This is a genomic window from Nocardia sp. NPDC046763, assembly GCF_040645495.1.
Classification (GTDB): domain Bacteria; phylum Actinomycetota; class Actinomycetes; order Mycobacteriales; family Mycobacteriaceae; genus Nocardia.
Map to the genome: position 1 here is coordinate 237,041 of NZ_JBEYYI010000009.1, position 20,546 is coordinate 257,586.

14 protein-coding genes and 2 pseudogenes are annotated in these 20,546 nt (G+C 68.7%); 6 read left to right on the forward strand and 10 right to left on the reverse strand.

The genetic code is table 11. From position 1 onward, the window contains the following. Positions 1–113: 113 nt before the first annotated feature. The 4 genes from ABZ909_RS17470 to ABZ909_RS17485 all read right to left on the reverse strand — a co-directional run bounded on the left by ABZ909_RS17470 (position 114) and on the right by ABZ909_RS17485 (position 4,199). The gene (locus ABZ909_RS17470) at positions 114–617 is read right to left on the reverse strand and encodes a helix-turn-helix domain-containing protein (RefSeq protein ID WP_357000387.1); all 504 of its coding nucleotides are present in this window, start codon (positions 615–617) and stop codon (positions 114–116) included. Next, entirely contained in the window at positions 614–2,866 is a 2,253-nt protein-coding gene (locus ABZ909_RS17475) for a molybdopterin-dependent oxidoreductase (protein ID WP_357000389.1), read from the reverse strand. The genes ABZ909_RS17470 and ABZ909_RS17475 overlap by 4 nt, the downstream gene beginning before the upstream one ends. A gap of 65 nt (positions 2,867–2,931) precedes the next feature. Continuing rightward, positions 2,932–3,576 carry a pentapeptide repeat-containing protein gene (locus ABZ909_RS17480; RefSeq protein WP_357000391.1) on the reverse strand — a complete coding sequence of 215 codons (645 nt, stop codon included), beginning with the start codon at positions 3,574–3,576 and terminating at the stop codon, positions 2,932–2,934. Positions 3,577–3,686: 110 nt separating this feature from the next. Continuing rightward, complete coding sequence (locus ABZ909_RS17485; protein ID WP_357000394.1) at positions 3,687–4,199, reverse strand: MarR family transcriptional regulator; 513 nt, start codon at positions 4,197–4,199, stop codon at positions 3,687–3,689. An 85-nt stretch (positions 4,200–4,284) separates the two neighbouring features. Here ABZ909_RS17485 and ABZ909_RS17490 point away from each other — a divergent pair, with 85 nt between their 5' ends. Next, complete coding sequence (locus ABZ909_RS17490; RefSeq protein ID WP_357000396.1) at positions 4,285–6,072, forward strand: ABC transporter ATP-binding protein; 1,788 nt, start codon at positions 4,285–4,287, stop codon at positions 6,070–6,072. 73 nt (positions 6,073–6,145) lie between these two features. Here the strand turns inward: ABZ909_RS17490 and ABZ909_RS17495 are convergent. Continuing rightward, a pseudogene (locus ABZ909_RS17495) lies at positions 6,146–6,337 on the reverse strand (hypothetical protein); the annotation flags it as partial. Between the two features lie 125 nt (positions 6,338–6,462). Between ABZ909_RS17495 and ABZ909_RS17500 the strand changes: the two are divergent. Both ABZ909_RS17500 and ABZ909_RS17505 read left to right on the forward strand, forming a co-directional pair. Next, positions 6,463–7,254, forward strand: coding sequence for an SDR family oxidoreductase (locus tag ABZ909_RS17500; RefSeq protein WP_357000398.1), 792 nt, complete (start codon positions 6,463–6,465; stop codon positions 7,252–7,254). A 166-nt stretch (positions 7,255–7,420) separates the two neighbouring features. Beyond that, positions 7,421–8,203 (forward strand): VOC family protein, encoded by a 783-nt coding sequence (locus ABZ909_RS17505; RefSeq protein ID WP_357000400.1) that lies wholly within the window; start codon positions 7,421–7,423, stop codon positions 8,201–8,203. Between the two features lie 54 nt (positions 8,204–8,257). Here ABZ909_RS17505 and ABZ909_RS17510 read toward each other — a convergent pair whose 3' ends face one another. Beyond that, complete coding sequence (locus tag ABZ909_RS17510; protein ID WP_357000402.1) at positions 8,258–9,397, reverse strand: lipase family protein; 1,140 nt, start codon at positions 9,395–9,397, stop codon at positions 8,258–8,260. A gap of 119 nt (positions 9,398–9,516) precedes the next feature. Between ABZ909_RS17510 and ABZ909_RS17515 the strand changes: the two genes are divergently transcribed. Then, entirely contained in the window at positions 9,517–10,155 is a 639-nt protein-coding gene (locus ABZ909_RS17515) for a TetR family transcriptional regulator (protein WP_357000405.1), read from the forward strand. 3 nt (positions 10,156–10,158) lie between these two features. On the opposite strand, the gene car is transcribed toward ABZ909_RS17515, so the two are convergent. After that, positions 10,159–13,689, reverse strand: coding sequence for a carboxylic acid reductase (gene car / locus ABZ909_RS17520; protein WP_357000407.1), 3,531 nt, complete (start codon positions 13,687–13,689; stop codon positions 10,159–10,161). A 119-nt stretch (positions 13,690–13,808) separates the two neighbouring features. Then, positions 13,809–14,096 (reverse strand): annotated as a pseudogene (locus tag ABZ909_RS17525) (hypothetical protein); the annotation flags it as partial. A gap of 224 nt (positions 14,097–14,320) precedes the next feature. Between ABZ909_RS17525 and ABZ909_RS17530 the strand changes: the two are divergent. After that, the gene (locus ABZ909_RS17530; RefSeq protein ID WP_357000409.1) at positions 14,321–15,625 is read left to right on the forward strand and encodes an MFS transporter; all 1,305 of its coding nucleotides are present in this window, start codon (positions 14,321–14,323) and stop codon (positions 15,623–15,625) included. A 173-nt stretch (positions 15,626–15,798) separates the two neighbouring features. Then, positions 15,799–16,851: a tryptophan--tRNA ligase gene (gene trpS / locus ABZ909_RS17535; protein WP_357000412.1), complete on the forward strand. Its 1,053-nt coding sequence runs from the start codon at positions 15,799–15,801 to the stop codon at positions 16,849–16,851. Here trpS and ABZ909_RS17540 read toward each other — a convergent pair. Next, positions 16,848–18,059: a serine hydrolase domain-containing protein gene (locus tag ABZ909_RS17540; RefSeq protein WP_357000414.1), complete on the reverse strand. Its 1,212-nt coding sequence runs from the start codon at positions 18,057–18,059 to the stop codon at positions 16,848–16,850. The genes trpS and ABZ909_RS17540 overlap by 4 nt on opposite strands. A 92-nt stretch (positions 18,060–18,151) precedes the next feature. Next, a complete protein-coding gene (locus ABZ909_RS17545; protein WP_357000416.1) occupies positions 18,152–20,533 on the reverse strand; it encodes an excinuclease ABC subunit UvrA in 2,382 nt (793 codons plus the stop codon). Positions 20,534–20,546 lie beyond the last annotated feature (13 nt).

Here is a 20,546-nt window from a genome sequence, read left to right on the forward strand (position 1 = left end):
CACAGCAGACGAGCGAGTCGAATTCTTGTCGCCTCCTCCTTGATCCCCATGCGCTAATTCTACCGCGACCCCATTACCCGTTGGCCGCGAATTCCATTCTGATACAAGGATTTTCAGCTATCCTCACCAAAACGACCGGTCGCCAAGGCCGTATTCCGAAGCCGAGCCGGAAACCCCGGCCCCAGCCGAGCGGAAATATCCTCGTGCCGCAACGGCTCCCGGCAATGCGAGCACACCACCTCGGCGTGCGTGTTGTGGTCGCACGCAGTGTGGTGCAGAACCACCGGTTCCCCGGATTCCGGAGCCAGGTACCGATCCCCCCAGGCCATCATGGCCGCGATGACAGGAAAGAAATCGCGCCCCTGATCGGTCAGCCGGTATTCGTGGCGAACCGGCCGCTCCTGATACGGAACCTTGGTCAGCAGTCCCGCTTCCACCAATCGGTTCAAACGCTGGGTGAGGATATTACGGCTGAGGCCGAGGGTGGATTCGAAATCATCGAAACGCTTGGCGCCGTAGAAAGCTTCGCGGAGGATGAGCGGCGTCCACCAGTCGCCCAGCAGGTCGACGGTGCGGGCGACGGTGCACGGCCAGTCCGCGAAACTCGTTCGTTTCATGCGGTCACGGTATCCAGGCGGGCGGGGACGTACTTGTGCCAGGGGGTGCCGACCCATTCGTCGCGGTCGTCGAAGGAGGTCAGCTCGTTCGGGGCGGTGCCGGTGGTGACCGAGGTGCCGTCCGGGGCGGCGACCGAGAGGCCGAAACCGTTGGGCAGCGACAGGTGCCCCGGGCGCATGCGGTCGGTGGGCTCGACCGGAACCTGTGCGGTGCCGCGGCGGGTCGTCACCTGGACCAGGTCGCCCGCGGAGAGCCCGAGCCGCTCGGCATCGCCGGTGCTGATTCGCAGGGTGCCCGCCGCATCACGCTTGCGCCAGGCCGGGTCGCGGAAGATGGTGTTGGCCGTGAAGGCCCGGCGCTCACCGGCCGAGAGGATGAACGGCCAGTCCGCGCTGTCGTTCTCCGTCGGCACGGGCAGGGTGGCGATCACCTCCAGCAGCTCCGGAATCTCCAGCCGGATCACCTTGTCGCGCACCCGGTTCCAGGTCTCGGCGTAATCGTCCTCGGAGATCACGATGCCGTGCTCGCCCGTCAGGATCGCCTCGAACAGCCGCTCTCCCGCCTCCAGACCCGTTCCGTACCCGGCACGTTCGACGCTGGCCGGGAACTTGCGCACCATGTTGTAGGCCGCCGCCCACAGCAGTGCCGCCGAGGCCGCACCGTCGGGCAGCGTCTCCCCCAGCGTCCGATACAGCAGCACGGGAGCGAGTTTCGATCGCGCCGGATCGCCGAGGATCCCCAGGAACGCCATGGCGAACGCCTCCCGCCCCTGTGCGAGCGCGGCCCGCAGCGGCGCGTAGTCCGCCTCGCTCAGCATGCCCGCAGCCTCGACCAGACGGGCGTGGATCTCGGGCTCGGGCAGCACGCCCTCGGGCGCGGGCAGCACCGGGTGCCGCAGGTGGAAGATATTGCGCGGGAAGTCGAAATTGAAGAACGTGGCCTCGTACTTCTCGAACTGGGTGGGTGCGGGCAGCACATAGTCGGCCAGGCGCGCGGTCTCGGTCATGGCGACGTCGATGACGACCACCAGTTCCAGCGCCTTCAGCGCCTCGCGCATGCGGGCCGAATCCGCCAGGGAGTGCGCCGGATTCGCGCTCTCGATGAACATGGCCCGGTAGCGCGCCGGGTGATCGGTGAGGATCTCCTCGCTGATCACATTGCACGGCACCAGACCACTCACGATCTGCGCGCCGGCCACCGGGCTCTTGGGGCCCTCCCCCGCCGGATGTCCGCGGTCGTGGCCGAGATTGGTCAGGCCGGTGAAAGCGTATTGGGTGCCCGGCTTTCCGACATTGCCGGTGAGCAGCCAGACCAGCTTCTCGACATAGCTGACCACGGTCGAGTACCGGTTCATCTGCACGCCCAGGTCCTCGAGCGCGGCGACCGAGCTCGCGCGGGCCAGCCGGTGCGTCGCGGCGGTCACCAGGTCCGGGTCGACATCGGCGATGGCGCAATACTTTTCGATCGGCACCGCCCGCAGCACCGGGAGTACGGCGTGCAGGCCGCTGGTGTGCTCGGCCAGCCATTCCTCGTCGATCAGGTTGTCGCGCACCAGGATCGCGGCCATGGCCGTCAGCAGGTACACGTCGGTGCCCGGCCGCAGCTGCAGGTGGAAGTCCGCCAGCTCGGCGGTTTCGGTGCGCACCGGGTCGAGCACGATCATCGACCGCGCCGGGTCCTTGGCGATCTCCTTCAGCACCGTGCGCGCCCGCGGAAACCCGTGCGACTGATACGGATTCTTGCCGATGAAGAACGCCACCTCGGCATGCTCGACATCCGCGCGCATCGGGTAGCCGGTCATCCGCGCGCCCACCCAGAAGTCACCGGTCTTCTCCTGCGCCAGCGCGCTGGACCGGTACTTCATGCCGAACGCGGCCATGGTCGCCGGGGCGTACGCGCCGCCCAGGTGATTGCCCTGCCCGCCGCCGCCGTAATAGAAGATCGACTCGCCGCCGAAGTGGTGCCCGACCTCCAGCAGTTTGGCCGACACCTCGGAAATCGCGGTCTCCCAATCAATTTCCTCGAAGCTGCCGTCCGCGCGCCGACGCAGCGGCGAGGTCAGCCGACCGGTGCGCCCGTTCTGGTAGCGGTCCAGCTGCAGGGCCTTGTTGCAGGTGTAGCCCGCCGACGCCGGATGCAGCTTGTCGCCGCGGATCTTCTCGAAGGACCGGCCGTCCGGCCCGAGCAGCACCTGGATGCCGCAATTGCACTCGCACAGGATGCACGCCGTAGGCCGCCACTCCGTCATGTGAGGAGCGTAACCCGAGTCAGTTCACTAGCGCTACCAACTCGCGGATCCTTGGCCGCTTCCATCTAGAGATCCTTGACCACGATTCCGAAGGCGTGGGCGAAGACCGGGGCCAGCTCGAGCAGCTGCGTATTGGTGACCAGCGCACCCGACAGCGATTCGACCCCACCGGAGATGCCGATCGACCGGGCCTCACGCAGGTCGACCTTCTTCAACTCGGCATTGCGCAGCGACAGCCCGGAGATCTCCGAGCCGGGGAAGGTCACCGAGGTCAGCTTCGCCTCGCTGATATCCACGTCCCGCAGGACGCAGTCCACGAACGAGACATCGGTGAGCACCGCACCACGCAGATTCACCGAATCGAACTTGCAGTTGTGGAAGCTCACGCGCCGCAGCGCCGACCCGAACGCCTCCACCCCCGACATGGCCGCGAGCACGAATTCCACATCCATCCAATTGGTTTCGGACAAATCGGTCCGAATCCAGCGGGTGCTGCCCAGCCAGACATCGTTGAACCTCGAGTACCGGAAGAAACCACCGGTCACCGTGGTGGCCGAGATGGCGCATTCGGTGAAGGTGACGCCGCGCAGCTGCGGGTCGTCGAGTGAGAGGCCGTCGAAATGGGCACAGTCGTAAGCGCCCTCATCGAGCAGCGTCTCCTGGGGTTCCAGGAAACGCGCGAAAGGCAGCTCGGCCAGCTCCCGTGGCATATCGGCTCCTTACCGGGTGGAGATCGGATCGGCACAACGCCCTCCCGACCGTACTCGAGGCCCACGACAGCCCCGCCCCCATCCGCGAGACCGACCGACCTTCGGCTCTGCTACTCCGGGCCGGTTCGCGGGGTCGGCGACGTGCAGTCGTCGGCTGCCAATGTGGCGAGGAGCTCGCGCAGGGTGCGGCGCTGGCCGGGCGAGAGGGCAGCGAAGATCTCTTCGGCGGCGTCGCGGCGAGCGTCCGACATCCGAGCCAGTACCCGGCGGCCCGCAGCGGTCGGGGTCACCAGGGTGGCACGGCGGTTGGCCGGATCCGGCTCGCGGGCGACCAGTCCGGCGGCGACCAGCGCGTCGACCACCGTCGTGGCCGAGCGGGGCACGATGCCGAGGAGATCGGCGAGGGCGGACATGCGCAGCGGTTCGTCGCCGTACTCGTCGGCGCGGCCGATGATGCGCAGCGCGCGGGCCTGGGCCGGGGTGAGGCCGAGCGGGGACAGCCGCGCCGACTGCGTGCGGCGCAGCCGTTTGGTCGTGCGCAGGAAGAGTTCGGCGAGGTCATCATCGGGGGCGACATGCCTCTCACCGGTCGCGCGCGGCTCGTCTACAGGGCTGCTCGACATGATTCAGAGCATAACTCATTGTCCTCGGAACAATTATGAGCCAAACTCAGTTATAGCGCGTGACTCCCTGCGAAAGGAGGCGCTGATGGCTTCACAACCTGAACTTCGCCGGATCGTCCGGCTCTTTCATCCATATCGCGGGCGCTTGGCCCTGGTCGCGGCCCTGGTGGGTTTGGCCTCGCTGGCCGGTCTGGCTTCCCCGTTCCTGCTGCGCGGCATCATCGACAACGCCCTGCCGCACGGCCGCACCGGACTGCTGACCCTGCTGGCCGTGGGCATGATCGCGGTCGCCGCGCTGAACAGCGTGTTCGGCGTCTTCCAGACCTATATCTCGACCGCGGTCGGCCAGGACGTCATGCACGATCTGCGGTCGGCCGTCTACGCACGGCTGCAGTCCATGCCGCTGTCCTTCTTCACCACCACCCGCACCGGCGAGGTGCAGTCGCGAATCGCCAATGACATCGGCGGCATGCAATCCACGGTCACATCGACCATCACCTCGCTGGTCTCCAACTTCACCTCCGTCGTCGCGGCGGTCATCGCCATGTTCGCGCTGGACTGGCGACTCACGCTGGTCTCGCTGGTCATGCTGCCGCTGTTCGTGTGGATCAGCCGCCGGGTCGGCTCCGAGCGCCGGCGCATCACCGCGGAGAAGCAGCGCAAGCTGGCGGGCATGTCGGCGATCGTGGAGGAATCGCTGTCGGTGAGCGGAATCCTGTTGTCGCGCACCATGGGTCGCTCACCCGCGCTGGTCGAGGATTTCACCCGGGAATCGCGGGGGCTGGTGGATCTGGAGATCCGCTCCAGCATGGCCGGGCGGTGGCGGCAGTCGACCATCTCGATCGTGATGGCGGCCATGCCGGCGGTCATCTACTGGGCGGCGGGCATGACCGTGGCCCAGGGGCATCCCCTGGTGTCGATCGGCACACTGGTCGCATTCACCACGCTGCAGAGCGGCCTGCTGCGGCCGACCGTCATGCTGCTGTCGACCGGCGTCGAAATCCAGAGCTCGCTGGCGCTGTTCGGGCGGATCTTCGAATACCTGGATCTGCGACCGGACATCGAGGAACCCGAGCAGCCCACACCCCTGCCCGAGCAGGTGACGGGCGCGGTGCGGTTCGAGCGCGTGGGTTTCGCCTACGACGCGGACCGGAACGTGCTGAGCGACATCGATATCGAGGTCCCCGCCGGGTCGAGTCTGGCAATCGTCGGCGAAACCGGCTCGGGGAAGACGACTCTCGGGTATCTGGTGGCGCGCCTGTACGACGTGACATCCGGACGGATCACCGTCGACGGCGTGGATGTGCGAGAGCTGTCCTTCGCCGACCTGTCCGCGGCGGTGGGCGTGGTGTCGCAGGAGACCTACCTGTTCCACTCCTCGGTCGCCGCCAACCTGCGTTTCGCGAAACCCGATGCGACAGAGGAGGAATTGCATGCCGCGGCCCGGGCCGCGCAGATCCACGACCACATCATGAGCCTGCCCGACGGGTACGACACCCTGGTCGGCGAGCGCGGCTATCGGTTCTCCGGCGGGGAGAAGCAGCGGCTGGCGGTGGCGCGGGCCATCCTGCGCAATCCGCCCATCATGGTGCTCGACGAGGCGACCAGTGCACTGGACACCAGGACCGAGCGCGAAGTGCAGGCGGCGATCGACGCGCTGTCCGCGAATCGCACCACCATCACGATCGCGCACCGGCTGTCCACGATCCGGGACGCCGATCAGATCGTGGTGCTCGATCAGGGCCGCGTCGTGGAACGCGGCACGCACCGGGAACTGGTGGAGCGCAATGGTTTCTACGCCGATCTGCTGGCCCGCGACACTTTCGACGATGTCATGGCCGCGGCCGACGTGGTCGGCGCGCTCGAATCCTGAACCCGGACAGCAGGGGCCCTGTCGTCCACGCTGACGACAGGGCCTCTTTCTCTCCCTACCAGCCGATCTCTCCCTACCAGCCGATATTTCCGCCGAGAGGGACGTTCACCCAGCTGGGCGCGTTCGGGTCGAGGTCGATGTGCCGGGGCAGCAGCTCGCTCTCGTTCAACAGCGGGCGCAGCGGCAGGCCGCGCGGGAAGTCGAACGCGAAGACGTCGATGCGCAGCCGGTGTCCAGGCCGCAGGACCGCGTCGGTGGCCAGCATTCGTCCCCTGATCTTGGTGAATTTCATCCCGACCCGTGGTTGAGGAACCGCTGCGTACCCAACGGTCGGACTGTAATGGCCGACACTGTCGACCGCAATCGTGGCGGGTGTCATATGTTGACCGGGTGAATACAGCAGCAGGCGAATTGGCGGGACGCGTCGCGCTCGTGACCGGCGGCGGGCGCGGTATCGGGCGAGCCATCAGTCATGCGCTGGCCGCCCGCGGCGCCGCGGTCGCGGTCAACTGGGTGCGCCACGAGCAATCAGCGAAAGACACTGTGGCCGAACTGCATTCCCTGGGAGCCACCGCTCTCGCCGTGCACGCTCCGGTCGACGATCCGGTGGCCGTGACCGCCATGGTCGACCGCGTGATCAGTGAGCTCGGCCCGATCAGCATCCTCGTCCACAATGGCGGCATCGCCAGCCGTGGCCGCCCGGTCTCGGACACCGATCCGGCGGAGGTCGAGCGACTCCTGCGCATTCAGGCCATCGGCCCGCACCACCTCAGCAAGCTCGTGCTACCCGGCATGCGCACCTGCGAACGCGGCGACATCATCATGATCAGCAGCGTGGCCGCCCACACCCTCGGTGCGGCCGGCGCCCCCTACAACATGGCCAAGGCAGCCCTGGAAGCCCTCGCCCACACCCTCGCAAAAGAGGAATCCCCCAACGGAATCCACGTCAATATCGTCGCCCCCGGCCTGGTCGCCTCCGACATGGGCGACCGCCTCACCGCAGCCCTGTCCGGCGGCATCCACCGCCACGCCGCCGACCTCGACGCCACCTCCCCCTTCGGCCATGTCTGCCGCCCCGAAGAGGTAGCCGACGTCGTCGCCTTCCTCGTCTCCCCCGCCGCCGGCTATCTCACCGGCCAGCGCATCGTCATCGACGGCGGCGCCTACCCGTACCGCCCGTGATCCGGAATCGCCGCCGACCTGGTCGACGCCCGGGTGCTCCCGGAATGTTCAACACGAGTTCGTGACCAGTCGGTATTCCGTGACCGGAATGCCGGGAAGCATGGTTAGCTGACCATGCGCCTGCCCTCCGACAGGCCGCTACCGACCGATTCTCGGGAGGATATGTATGCCCACGACAGACAAGGTTTGGCCGCAAGGAACTCCGTGTTGGGTCGACTGTTCGGTCGACGATCCCGCCGCTGCGCGGGACTTCTACGCCCAGCTGCTCGGCTGGGACGTGCTCGACAGTCCGCCCGAGGCGGGCGGGTATCTGATGGCGATGCTCGACGGCAAGCCCGCCGCGGGTATCGGGCCCAAGATGGGTGAGGCCGCCATGCCCTCGGTGTGGACCACCTACTTCGCCGCCGAGAATGCCGATGCGATCGCGGGCGCGGTCACGGCGGCCGGCGGCATGGTGTTCATGCCACCCTTCGACGTGATGGACGTCGGGCGCATGTTCGTCGGCGCGGACCCGGGGGGCGCGGCGTTCGGCGTGTGGGAAGCCAAGGCGCACACCGGCGCCGGGATCTTCAACGAGCCCGGCGCGTACTGCTGGAACGACCTGCACACCACCGCGTACACGCCGTCGCAGGAGTTCTACAAGCAGGTCTTCGGCTGGTCCTTCGACGAGATCGGCAGTGAGCAGATGCCGTACTCCACCTTCGCCGGCGCGGACGCGCGCCCGATGGGCGGCGTGGCCGACAGCACCGGCCAGCCCGGCGGCGGCCCCAACTACTGGCTGACCTGGTTCCAGGTCGCGGGCGCGGACGGCGCGCTGGACAAGGCCAAGGAGCTCGGCGCGACCGTACTGATGGGCCCCTCGGACAGCCCCTTCGGGCGCATGGGCATCGTGTCGGGTCCGCAGGGCGAGGTCTTCGGCCTGATCGACACCACCGTCACCATCGGCTGATCAGGAGCAGCAGTCGCCGAGGCCGAGTGGCTCTGCGCCACTCGGCCTTTCGCATCAGGAGAACAGTCGCGCCACGAACGGCACGCTGTCGGCCAGTGAGGCGAGCATGGCGCCGCTGTGGTCCTTCCCGGGGTAGACGTGCACCTCGGGATGCGTTCCGGCCGCGGCCATGTCGGCGACCAGCTTGGCGGTCAGCGGTGCGGGGACATCGGTGTCATTGGTGCCCTGCCCGATGAACAGCGGCCGGTCGTAGCCGGTCAGCGGCACGTCCATGACCGACCGCGCGGTGGGCACGAAATCGCCGTCGGCCAGCGGCCGCGACACCAGCTGGTTCAGCGACACACCGGCGGCGCGATCGGCCAGCGGGGTGAAGCACAGGGTCTGGGCGTCGGTCACCAGCTGTTTGCCCAGCGGGGTCAGGTAGCTGTCGAGGTCGAAGTCCGGGCGGGCCGCCTTCAGGCCGTTGAACACGTAGGTGGCGTAGGCGGTGATGTGCGAGGACCCGATGGGCGGGGTGTCCGGCCCGATCAGGGTCGCGGCGTCGACGATATTGGAGGCCGGACCGGTCGCCACCGCGCCGCGGTAATCCAGTTCGGGCGCATAGCGTGTCGCGAGCGAGGCGGTGAAAACCGCTGCGCCGCCGCCCTGCGACTGCCCGATCGCCACCCACTTCGGGGCCAGCGAATCGTCCACCGCGCGGGCGGCGCGCACCATGTCGATGGCGGCGTGCGCCTCGGCGCGGCCGTCGAGGTAGGCGTGCACGCCGGGGGTGCCCAGGCCGATGTAGTCGGTGGCGACGATGGCGTAGCCCTGCTTCATCCAGGTGGCGAGGAACCCCATGTCGCGGTCGGAACGACCGGTCACCGAGGGCGCGCAGTCGTCGCCGATGCCGACGGTGCCGTGCTCCCAGGACAGCACCGGCCAGCCGCCGGCCGGCGGTGTGCCCGCCGGGGTGAAGACCACACCGGTGGACAAGGCGGGCTGATCGGAGGAGTCGCGGGTCCAGTAGGTGAGCTTGCGGGCCGAGCCGGCGCCGTCGATCCAGAGGTTCTGCGCCAGAGCCTCATTGCCGACGACGGCGCCCGGGGCCCCGCCCTCGGCCCGGGCGGGCGGGTCGGCCTGGGCGGTGGCGGCAAGCGGCCCGGTGGCCAGCACGGCCGCCGAGACCAGGGTGATCACGGTGCGTCGCGTCATCGGAGGAGTCCTCTCGTATCGTCTCGCTTTGGTGTCACAGTGAGACACTTCGGCCAGACTATCCTGTGAAGTGTCACTTTGAGACATCAGGGTGGATATCGGCGACACGAGAGGGCGGGATGACGGCACCGACCGGGTTGCGCGAACGCGAGAAGGCCAGGGTGCGGCACGAATTGATCGACGCGGCGCTGCTGCTGTTCGAGCGCCGCGGCTTCGAGCAGACCACCGTGCAGGAGATCGCCGACGCCGCCCAGGTCTCGCGGCGCACCTTCCACCGCCACTTCCCCGCCAAGGCGGCCGTGGTCTTCAGCCACGAGGAGGACGTCATGTCCTACCTGCTGGCCGCCCTGGACCGCCGCCCGCCGCACGAGGCGGTCTTCGTCGCGCTGCGGGCCGCGCTGCGTGAGTTCCTGCTCGACGATGCCGAGGCCGAGCTGCGCCGCCGCCAGGCCGACGCCGCCCGGCGGGCGCGGCTGGTGCTGATCACCAATCCACAACTGCGCCAGGAGAATTTCACCGGCACGTTCGGCCGCCGGGACGCGCTGGCCCGGAGTTTCGCCCGCCGCGGCGGTCTGGCCGAGGACGATCTGCGGGCGAAACTCGCCGCCGCGACCTGCTTCGCGGCCTTCGGGGTGGGGCTCGACGAGTGGGTGGCGAGCCCCGATCCGTCCCTCACCCGCCTCTACGAGATCCTCGACGGCACCGTCGCCGCGCTACAGCACGGTCTCGAGATCCCCGCGGCGGCGGGCGGCAACTGAGGGCTACAGCAGGCCGCGCAGCCTCAGGTCCGTCACGTACTTGTCGATGAGTTCCCTTGTCAGGTGCGGGATGTCGCCGTTCGGACCGAGCTTCGCCTGCTGCACGGCCGTCTGGAAGCGCTTGGCCGGGAGCGCCGCGCCCGGGATGGGCAGGCCGGGGCGGCGGTAGGCGTGCAGGAGCGGCAGCACCGAGTGGGTGCGCTGGTGCTCCGGCAGGGCGCGCAGGGCGGTCTCGAAACGGCCGACCCAATCGGGGTAGGAGTCGATGCGGTCGATGGGATGACCGGATTCGATGAGCCAGTCCACGAATTCGTCGAGGGAGATGCCGTCGTCGTGGGGGTTGAAGACGTCGTAGGTCTCGAAACCGCTGGTGACCCGGGCGCCGAGGGTGGTGATGGCGGCGGCGGTGAAGTCCGCGGGCAGGCCGTCGTAGTGGGCCCGTTGCCGCCCGCCGCCGGAATCCAAGCCGTAGAACGACTTCGGGGCCAGACCGGTGGCGAGCACGCTGAGCAGCAGGCGGGTGAACATGTCGGGCAGGTTGAACTGCCCGGCGAACACGCTGTGCGCCAGGATCATGTCGGAGCGGAAGACCGCCACCGGCAGCCCGCACAGGTCGTGCGCCTCGCGCAGCAGCACCTCACCGGCCCACTTGCTGTTGCCGTAGCCGTTGGCGCACCCGTCGCCCACCGTGCGCACCGCGCTGATCTCGCGGATGTCGCCGTCCTCGGTGAACACGGCGGGGTCGATCTGATCGGCGACACCGACCGTGGACAGGTAGGTGACGGGTTTGCGGGTCGCGGTGAGCGCCAGGCGGATCACCTCGGCGGTGCCGACCACGTTGGGACCGAACAGCTGGTCGTAGGGCAGCACGTGATTGACCAGCGCCGCCGGGTGCACGATGAAATCGACGGTCTCGGCGAGCTCCTGCCAAACTGCTTGATCCAGACCGAGATTCGGCGCGCCGATGTCGCCGGCCAGCACGCGCAGGCGACGCCCGGCCAGCTCCCGGTAGAGCCGCAACAGCTCGGGATCGCCGCTGTCGAACACCTCGTCCAGCCGCCGGCGCGCCGATTCGGCGTCGCGGCCGCGAATGATGCAGACGAGGGTGCCGTCGGTGTCGTCCAGGCGCCGCAGCCATTCCAGGCACAGGAACCGGCCGAGGTAACCGTTGGCGCCGGTGAGCAGCACCGTGCGCGGCGGCTGCGGCGCGAGCGGCAGTCCGGGCGCGGCCGCCAGCGTCGCCGCGTCGACGAACTTGTCGAGGGTGAGGTCGGCGGCGCGAATCTCGCTGCCGCCGTGCACGATCGACGCGGTGGGACGACCGCCGGCACCGGACCGTTCGGCCTCGATGCGGGCGGCGAGCCCGGCCAGGTCGCTGGCGGGGCTGACGATCACGCCGACCGGCACCTCGACATCGAAGATCTCGCGCAGCAGCGTCGAGAACGACAGCGCCGACAGTGAATCCCCGCCCAGATCGGTGAAGTGCGCATCCGCCTGCGGCTCGCCGCCGCCGAGGACGGCGCGGGCGGCCCGGCACACCGTCTCGAGCACCGGCCGGTCGGCGGCCTCGCGGCGCAGCGCGAGCAGCTCGTCCTCCTGCCGCCGCGCCTGCGCGCGATACAGCTCCTCGAGCCGGTCGCCGTAGCGCTGCCTGAGCTTGGGCCGCAACAGCTTTCCGATGCCGGACAGCAGGCCGTTTTCCTGGGTGAAGGGCTCGGTCTCGATCAGGAACTCACGCGGGATCTCGTAGGACTCCAGCTCGGCGTCCTTGGCGATCTGCTGCATGGATTCGGTGATGGCCGCGGTCATCTCGGCGGATTCGAGCGCGAGGGCGGCCGGCGAGGGCACGATGACGGCCAGCAGGTGCGCGCGCTCGCTGGACCCGTGCACGAAGATCTGGGCGATGAGCGGGCTGGTGGCGAAGACGGCCTCGAGCTTGGCCACGGCCACGAACTCGCCCTGCGACAGCTTGAGCACATTGTTGCGGCGGTCGACGTACACCAGATGGTCGGGCCGGACCTCGGCGACGATATCGCCGGTGCGGTAGTAGCCGTCCTCGTCGAAGATCTCGGCGGTCACCTCGGGACGCTTGAAATAGCCCGGGATCTGCTGCATCGACTTCACCAGGAACTCGCCGCGCGGATACGGCTTGTCGGTGGCGAAGTAGCCGAGCTCGGGCACATCGGCCAGCTTGTAGTCGATGACCGGCGGCCGGCGGATCTCATTGTCGATGAGCAGGCCGCCGCCCGCCTCGGTGGAGCCGTAGCCGTCGACGAGCGGCTGGCCCAGCACCGAGTTCATGAACTCCTTCATGTCCGCGGAGATCGGCGCGCTGCCGACCATTACCCGGAGTAGGCGGCCGCCCAGGAAGTCCTGTCGCAGTGCGGCTTTCACGTCCTCGTCGGCCTGGTCGGCGGATACACCCGCGGCGATGCGGCGCTGCACGTCGCTCTGATAGCGCTGGAACACCATGTCGCACACGCGTGGGACGAAGAACGCCTCGGTCGGCCGGGCCAGGCCGAAATCCTCGAACAGGGTCGACATGTCGCTGGCCGCCGCGAAATACGCGGTTCCGCCACGCGCGAAGGTGCCGCTGAGCACCATCCGCCCGGCGATGTGACTCATGGGCATGTAGCAGAAATTGATGACCGGGGCCGGAATGATCGTGGGCCCCAACCACATACCGGTCACCAGGCGCTGCGGGTAGATGGCACCCTTGGGGGTCCCGGTGCTGCCGGAGGTGTAGATGAGCAGGGCGAGCTCGTCCTCGTCGGCGGGCACGTGGAGCGGTACCGCGGGCAGGTCCCGGCCCCGTTCCGCCACGGCGGCGAGCGATTCCAGTCCGATCGCGGCCCCCGACTCCGCGATGCGGCGCTGTGCGGCGGCGTAGGTCTCGGCGTGGTGGTCGTCGCCGGGTTCGAAGTCGAAGACCACGATCGATTCCACCGGCGTGCCGCCGAGCACGCAGTCGAGCGCGGGCGCGAGCTGCTCCAGGCTCACCGCCAGCATCCGGGCGCCGGTCTCGGTGATGATCGAATGCCATTGCGCGGCAGGTGAACTCGATTGCAGTGGCACGCTCACCAGGCCCAGCCGGATGCCGGCCAGCTCGACGGCGGTGAAGTCGCCGCTGGCGAAGCCCAGGACGCACAGGAAGTCCCCGGCGCGCAGGGGGTTTCGCGGGTCCGCGTGCCAGGCGGCCGCGATGTCCCCGGAGCGCACCCACAGCTCGCTGTAGGTCGTGGTCCGGTACGCGGGCAGCAGCCGCCGGGTACGCCGCCCGTCGGCGCCGGTCACGATCTCGGTGGCCCGCTCAGCGATGGCGGGCCGGTCGGCGTATCCGCCGAAGAGCACCGCCGCCACACCGGCCAGCCCCTGCCCGGACTGCTGCGCCGCGGCCGCGACCTCGGGTAGCGGGACCAGTGCCCGCACCTGGTCGTCGACCATCAGTTCCTCGAACCGCTTCGCGATCTCGGCATGCGCGAGCCGATCCGCGAATCGCTGGGTAAGCTCCGTCCGAACGGCGTCCTCGACCATCAATGGCCTCCCTGGTCTCCGGCGATCACGACGCCACGAGATCTCGTTCGGGCGTCAGGTTGTCTCCCCATCAATTAGCTTTGCTAACTTTTCCACCATGAGGGGCCGGGAGGGGAAAGTCAAGGTCTCCCTAGCGCACCCCGAAGTCCAGGATGCGCCGCGAATCCGCAGCGTGCTACCGGGTAGCCCAGTTCGGTCACCGCGGCATCGATCAGGTCGGCGATGGCGACCGGCTGCGAGGCCGGCGAGGCGTGGCTCGAGGGCAGTCCGACGTTCCGGCGCGGGCCCATCCGCTCGGCCATGCGGCGCTCGTTGTCCGGGTTGGAGACCTGGTACCAGGCCGGGGTGGTGACGGTGTCACCGAAGGTGGAGCCGAGTGGGGCCTTCCGGGTGACCGCCAGGACCAGGCCCTCGCCCTCGGTGGGGTCCGGACAGGAGCTGTCGTGGAACTTCTCCGCCGATGCTGCCGAGCACGGCGATGCCGAGCGCACCGCCGAATTCGCCGGCAGGGCTTTGGTATCGGGTTGCCGGCGGTCCGACAGCGCGGCCGGTCAGCACGACGGGTCGAACTCCCGTGCCCCGATGGGGCACACTCGAACGGCACGTACACCACGATCCGCCCCGAGGAACAATGCAGAACCTTCCCGACGACGCCGTGCGCGTCGAAACCCCTGCGCGCTACCGGATATCGAACTCCGCGGCGTTCTGGCTGCTGTCGATCGCGCTGGGACTGCTGCTGTTCGCGTCGGCGGCCCCGTCGCCGATGTATCCGGTGTATCAGCAGATGTGGCACTACTCGTCACTGGTGTCGACGGGTGTGTATGCCGCGAATGCCATTGCGCTGCTGGTGACTCTGCTGTTCGCGGGCTCGCTGTCCGACCATGTCGGGCGGCGGCCGGTGCTCGTCGCGGCGGTGCTGGTGGAGCTGGCCGGGACACTGGCCTTCGCCGAAGCGCAGTCGGTGGCTTGGCTTTTCACCGCCCGCATCGTGCAGGGCATCGCGACCGGACTCGCCACGGGTGCGATCACGGCGACGCTCATCGATCTACAGCCCGCGGAATCGCGGCTGGGAGCGCTCATGACGAATGTGGCGGCCGGCGGCGGCCTGGCGGTGGGCGCGATCAGTTCCGGGCTGCTGGTGGCCTACGCGCCCGCGCCCACCCGGCTGGTGTACTGGCTGCTGGCGGTGGCGTTCACCGTCATCGTCATCGGCGTGCTGCTGATTCCGGAGACGGTCGCGCCCGACGGGCGGGGCCTGGCGTCACTGAAGCCCAAAGTGTCGGTGCCGCAAGAGGTCCGGGCGGCCTTCCTGACCCTGGTGCCGTCGATCGCGGCCACCTGGGCGCTGGGCGGGCTCTATCTGGCGCTGGGCGGCGCGCTCATGAAGGTGCACTTTCACGTCGGTACTCCGCTGGCCGGGGGGCTGGTGGTGGTCGCGTTGCAGGGCACCTCGGCGGTCACCGCACTGCTGGCCCGCGACTGGACCATCGATCAGGCCCTGCTGCGCGGGCCGATCCTGCTCATGTCCGGGGTCTCGCTGGCGCTGCTGGGCGCGGCGACGGAGTCGGTGTGGCTGTTCTTCGCGGCCAGTGTGGTGGCCGGGGTCGGTTTCGGGCCGTCGTTCTCGGGCGCGCTGCGCATGTTGACCGGCCTGTCACCCGCCGAGACGCGGGCAGAGGTGGTGACCGCGATCTATGTGGTCTCCTACCTGTCGCTCAGTGTGCCGGCGGTCATCGCGGGGCTGTGCGTGCAGCGGTTCGGGCTGGCGGCCACGACCTACGGCTACGGCCTGATCGTGATCGCGATGGAGGCGGTCGCCGCGGCCGGGTCGCTGCGCCACCGCAGTCCGCACACCGCGCTGGCCGGGCATCTGTGCCCCGCGCCGTGCCCCGGCTCGGTCGCGCCGATGCCGCGGGTGGTGTCGGCGCACCCCTGACCGGCGGTAGCGGCCGCGGCTTGTTAAGGTGGACAAGTGATTCCCACCCGGCAGGCATGGCGCTGGCTGCACTAGCAGCCCGATGAACCATGACCACGGGCTGTACGCGGCCCGTGATTCCCGACCGGAACACCCAGCTCGTGCAGCCCCCATGAACTTTCAGGAGTTGTACGGTGACCACCCCTTCGGATTCCTTCGCCGCGTCCCGCGAGCGCAGCGACGAACTGGCCGCCGAGGTGGCCGCGCATCCCGGCCGCTTCCGCGTCCTCACCGGTGAACGGCCCACGGGCAGACTGCATCTGGGCCATTACTTCGGCACCGTGCGGGAACGGGTGCGGTTGCAGGAACTCGGCGTGGACCTGTGGGTGATCCTGGCCGACTATCAGGTCATCACCGACCGTGACAGCCTCGGCCAGGTCCGCGAGAACGTCTACAGCGCGGTGCTGGACTACGCCGCCGCCGGGATCGACATGAGCCGGGCGACCGTGTTCACCCATTCCTCGGTGCCGGCCCTCAATCAGCTCATGCTGCCGTTCCTGAGTCTGGTCACCGAGTCGGAGCTGCACCGCAATCCGACGGTGAAGGCGGAGCTGGCCGCCTCGGAGCGGGCGCTGAGCGGGCTGCTGCTCACCTATCCGGTGCATCAGGCCGCCGACATCCTGTTCTGCAAGGGAAATCTCGTGCCGGTGGGCAAGGACCAGCTACCGCACCTGGAGGTCACCCGGGTCATCGCGCGGCGGTTCAACGAGCGTTACGGCCGGGTGTTCCCGGAACCGCAGGCGCTGCTCACCTCGACCCCGGAGATCCCGGGCCTGGACGGCCGCAAGATGTCCAAGAGCTACGGCAATGCCATCTCGCTGTCCATGACCGCGGATGAGACCGCCGCGCTCATCCGCCGCACCGCAACCGATTCCGACCGGCGCATCACTTTCGATCCCGATGCCCGGCCCGGCGTCTCGGCGCTGCTCACCACGGCCGCACTGTGCCTGGGCACCGACGAGCAGACGCTGGCGGACAAGCTCGGCGACGGCGGCGGCGCGGCGCTGAAGAAGCTGGCCACCGACGCGGTGAACGACTTCTTCGCGGGTCATCGGGCCCGGCGCATGGAGCTGGCCGCGGACCCGGATTTCGCGAGCGGCATTGTGCGCGAGGGCAATCGGCGCGCCAATGAGATCGCCGAGCGCACCCTGGACGAGGTGCGTTCGGCGATGGGGACGGTGTACTAGTCCGCCAGGGCCCCGTAGACCCCGGTCAGGAAGTCGTCGCCGAGCGGGCTGCGCCACTCGGCGGCGATGATGATATTGGCGGACTGCACGAAAAGCAGTGTCACCAGATCCTTTTCGGGGTCCGCGTACCAGGCGGTGCCCAGGCCGCCCGGCCAGGACAGAGTGCCGACGCTGGGTATGCCGCTGCCGGGTTCGGTCTGCATCTTCACGCCGTAGCCGAATCCTTGATCGGCCCAGATGGCCTGGCCCAGCGGCGGATTGAAGGGTGCGGCCGCGTGCTGTTCGGGGGTGAGGTGGTCCCGGCTCAGCACGGCAACCGTTTCGGCCGACAGGATCCGGACCCCGTCCAGCTCACCGCCATTGAGCAGCATGCGGGCGAAGCGCGCGTAATCGTCCACGGTGGACACCAGGCCCGCGCCGCCGGAGGGGAACAGCGGTGGCTCGCCCCACGCGGTGGTGGCAGGCCGGTCGAGCTCGGTGCGGTCGGGGCCGTACAGCACGCTCAGGCGGTCGCGCTTCGATTCGGGCACCGCGAATCCGGTGTCCACCATGCGCAGCGGCACCAGGACCCGTTCGCGCAGAACGGCTTCCAGCGGTTGCCCGGTCACCCGGCTGATCAGGATGCCGAGGATGTCGGAGGCGGTGTGATAGCGCCACACCGTACCGGGCTGCGCGATGAGCGGCAGCTCGCCCACCCGGGCCAGCCAGTCGTCCGGTGCGAGCCGTTCGGCGTTCGCGACGCCGATGGCGCTCGCGATGGGATCGGCGGTGAGCGCGAACAATTGCGGTGCGAGGCTGGAGCGGCCCCAGCCCAGGCCCAGCCGATAGGTGAGCAGATCCTCCACCGTGATCGGGCGCTCGGCGGGCACCACGTCCGCGGGCGAGCCGTCCGGGTCGCGCATGACGGTGCGGCCGGCCAGTTCCGGCAGCCACGCGTCCACCGGATCCGACAGCGCGATGCGGCCCTCGTCCACCAGGGTCAGCGCCGCCACCGCGGTGATCGGCTTGGTCATGGAGGCGATGCGGAAGAGGGTGTCGCGCCGCATCGGCTGCCCGGCCGCCCGATCCCGCCAGCCCGCCGTGTCCACCTGCACCAGTTCGCCGTGCCGGTAGATCGCGGCGACCGCGCCGGCCACCTCGTCCCGCTCGACGTACCCGTCGAGTACCTCGCTCACCTTCTTCAGCCCCTCGGCCGAAAACCCGTTCACCGCAATCGCTCCCTTCCGTCGGCAGCCGAGATCAACCGCCGGCGGCCGCCGATATTCCCGGCGGGGTTCGGGTTTTCCCTCGGGGTCAGTTCTCAGGCACCGACGTACGCGGCGAGGTGCTGACCGGTCAGCGTCGCGCGCGCGGCCACCAGATCGGCGGGGGTGCCCTCGAAGACGATCCGGCCGCCATCGTGACCCGCACCCGGACCCAGATCGACGATCCAGTCGGCGTGTGCCATGACGGCCTGGTGATGCTCGATGACGATGACCGATTTGCCGGAATCCACCAGGCGGTCCAGCAATCCGAGCAGGTTCTCCACATCGGCCAGGTGCAGACCGGTGGTCGGCTCGTCGAGCACGTACACGCCGCCCTTGTCCCCCATGTGGGTGGCCAGCTTCAGCCGCTGCCGCTCACCGCCGGACAGCGTGGTCAGCGGCTGGCCCAGGCTCAGGTAGCCGAGACCGACATCGTCGAGGTGCTGCAGGATCTTGTGCGCGGCAGGGATTTTCGCCTCCCCGTCCGCGAAGAACCCGAGGGCCTCGCTGATCGGCATGGCCAGCACCTCGCTGATATCGCGCCCACCGAACTGGTATTCGAGCACCGCCGCCTGGAAACGCTTGCCCTCGCACTCCTCACAGACGGTGGCCACGCCGGCCATCATGGCCAGGTCGGTGTAGATCACGCCCGCGCCGTTGCAGGTCGGGCACGCGCCCTCCGAATTCGCGCTGAACAGTGCGGGTTTCACGCCATTGGCCTTGGCGAACGCCTTGCGGATCGGCTCGAGCAGGCCGGTGTAGGTGGCCGGATTGCTGCGCCGCGAACCCTTGATCGCGCCCTGGTCGATGGACACCACACCGTCACCGGCCGGAATCGACCCGTGCACCAGCGAACTCTTGCCCGAGCCCGCGACACCGGTGATGACCACCAGCACGCCCAGCGGGATGTCGACGTCCACCTTCTGCAGGTTGTTGGCCGTCGCGCCGCGGATCTCCAACGCCGCCTTCGACTTCCGGACCGAGTCCTTGAGCGCGGCCCGGTCGTCGAAGTGGCGACCGGTGATGGTGCCGCTGCTGCGAAGCCCGTCGACGGTGCCCTCGAAGCAGATCTCGCCACCGCCGGAACCCGCGGCGGGGCCGATGTCCACGATGTGGTCGGCGATGGTGATGGTCTCCGGCTTGTGCTCGACCACCAGCACGGTATTGCCCTTGTCGCGCAATCGCAGCAGCAGATCGTTCATGCGCTGGATGTCGTGCGGGTGCAGGCCGACGGTCGGCTCGTCGAAGACATAGGTGACATCGGTGAGCGCCGAACCCAGATGCCGAATCATCTTGACGCGCTGCGCCTCTCCGCCCGACAGCGTGCCCGAGGCACGGTCCAGGCCCAGATAGCCCAGCCCGATCTCGACGAACGAGTCCAGCACCTGCCGCAGCGATTCCAGCAGCGGCGCGACCGACGGCTCGTCCAGCCCGCGCACCCAGTCGGCCAGATCACTGATCTGCATGGCGCAGGCGTCGGCGATGCTGATCTCGCGGATCTTCGAGGACCTGGCCAACTCGCTGAGCCGGGTGCCGTCGCAGTCGGGGCAGATCTGGAAGGTGACCGCGCGCTCGACGAACGCGCGCACGTGCGACTGCAGCGAGTCGATGTCCTTGGACAGCATGGACTTACGGATCTTGGGGATCAGCCCCTCGTAGGTCAGGTTGATGCCCTCGACCTTGATCTTGGTCGGTTCCCGGTAGAGCAGGTCGGCGAGCTCGCGCTTGTTGTACTTCTTGATCGGCTTGTCCGGGTCGAAGTAGCCGCTGCCGATGAAGATCCGCCCGTACCAGCCGTCCATGCTGTAGCCGGGAATGGTGAACGGGCCCTCGTTGAGCGACTTGCTGTCGTCGTAGAGCTGAGTCAGATCGATGTCGTTGACCGCGCCGCGACCCTCACAACGCGGGCACATGCCGCCGGTTACCGAGAAGCTGCGCCGCTCCTTGACCTGCTTGCCGCCCTTCTCCACGGTCACCGCGCCCGCACCGCTGATGGAGGCGACATTGAACGAGAACGCCTGCGGCGAGCCGATATGCGGCTGCCCGAGGCGACTGAACAGGATGCGCAGCATGGCATTGGCGTCGGTGGCGGTACCGACGGTGGAGCGCGGATCCCCGCCCATGCGTTGCTGATCCACGCTGATCGCGGTGGTCAGGCCCTCGAGCACGTCCACCTCGGGACGGGCCAGCGTCGGCATGAACCCCTGCACGAAGGCGCTGTAGGTCTCGTTGATCAGCCGCTGGGATTCGGCGGCGATGGTGTCGAAGACCAGCGAGCTCTTGCCCGAACCGGATACGCCCGTGAACACCGTGAGCCGGCGCTTGGGCAGATCGACGGAGACGTCCTTGAGGTTGTTCACCCGCGCGCCGACCACCCGGATCAGGTCGTGGGCGTCGGCGGCGGGCAGGGCGGGCTGCGGGGACTTGCTCGGGGCCATGCGTGTCTCCATC

Excerpts from the sequence above, each read along its gene's own strand:
- ABZ909_RS17510 (WP_357000402.1), bottom strand. The coding sequence starts at position 9,397 with ATGACGCGACGCACCGTGATCACCCTGGTCTCGGCGGCCGTGCTGGCC.
- ABZ909_RS17490 (WP_357000396.1), top strand. The coding sequence starts at position 4,285 with ATGGCTTCACAACCTGAACTTCGCCGGATCGTCCGGCTCTTTCATCCA.
- ABZ909_RS17505 (WP_357000400.1), top strand. The coding sequence starts at position 7,421 with ATGCCCACGACAGACAAGGTTTGGCCGCAAGGAACTCCGTGTTGGGTC.
- ABZ909_RS17485 (WP_357000394.1), bottom strand. The coding sequence starts at position 4,199 with ATGTCGAGCAGCCCTGTAGACGAGCCGCGCGCGACCGGTGAGAGGCAT.
- ABZ909_RS17545 (WP_357000416.1), bottom strand. The coding sequence starts at position 20,533 with ATGGCCCCGAGCAAGTCCCCGCAGCCCGCCCTGCCCGCCGCCGACGCC.
- ABZ909_RS17475 (WP_357000389.1), bottom strand. The coding sequence starts at position 2,866 with ATGACGGAGTGGCGGCCTACGGCGTGCATCCTGTGCGAGTGCAATTGC.
- ABZ909_RS17515 (WP_357000405.1), top strand. The coding sequence starts at position 9,517 with ATGACGGCACCGACCGGGTTGCGCGAACGCGAGAAGGCCAGGGTGCGG.
- car (WP_357000407.1), bottom strand. The coding sequence starts at position 13,689 with ATGGTCGAGGACGCCGTTCGGACGGAGCTTACCCAGCGATTCGCGGAT.
- ABZ909_RS17480 (WP_357000391.1), bottom strand. The coding sequence starts at position 3,576 with ATGCCACGGGAGCTGGCCGAGCTGCCTTTCGCGCGTTTCCTGGAACCC.
- ABZ909_RS17470 (WP_357000387.1), bottom strand. The coding sequence starts at position 617 with ATGAAACGAACGAGTTTCGCGGACTGGCCGTGCACCGTCGCCCGCACC.
- ABZ909_RS17530 (WP_357000409.1), top strand. The coding sequence starts at position 14,321 with ATGCAGAACCTTCCCGACGACGCCGTGCGCGTCGAAACCCCTGCGCGC.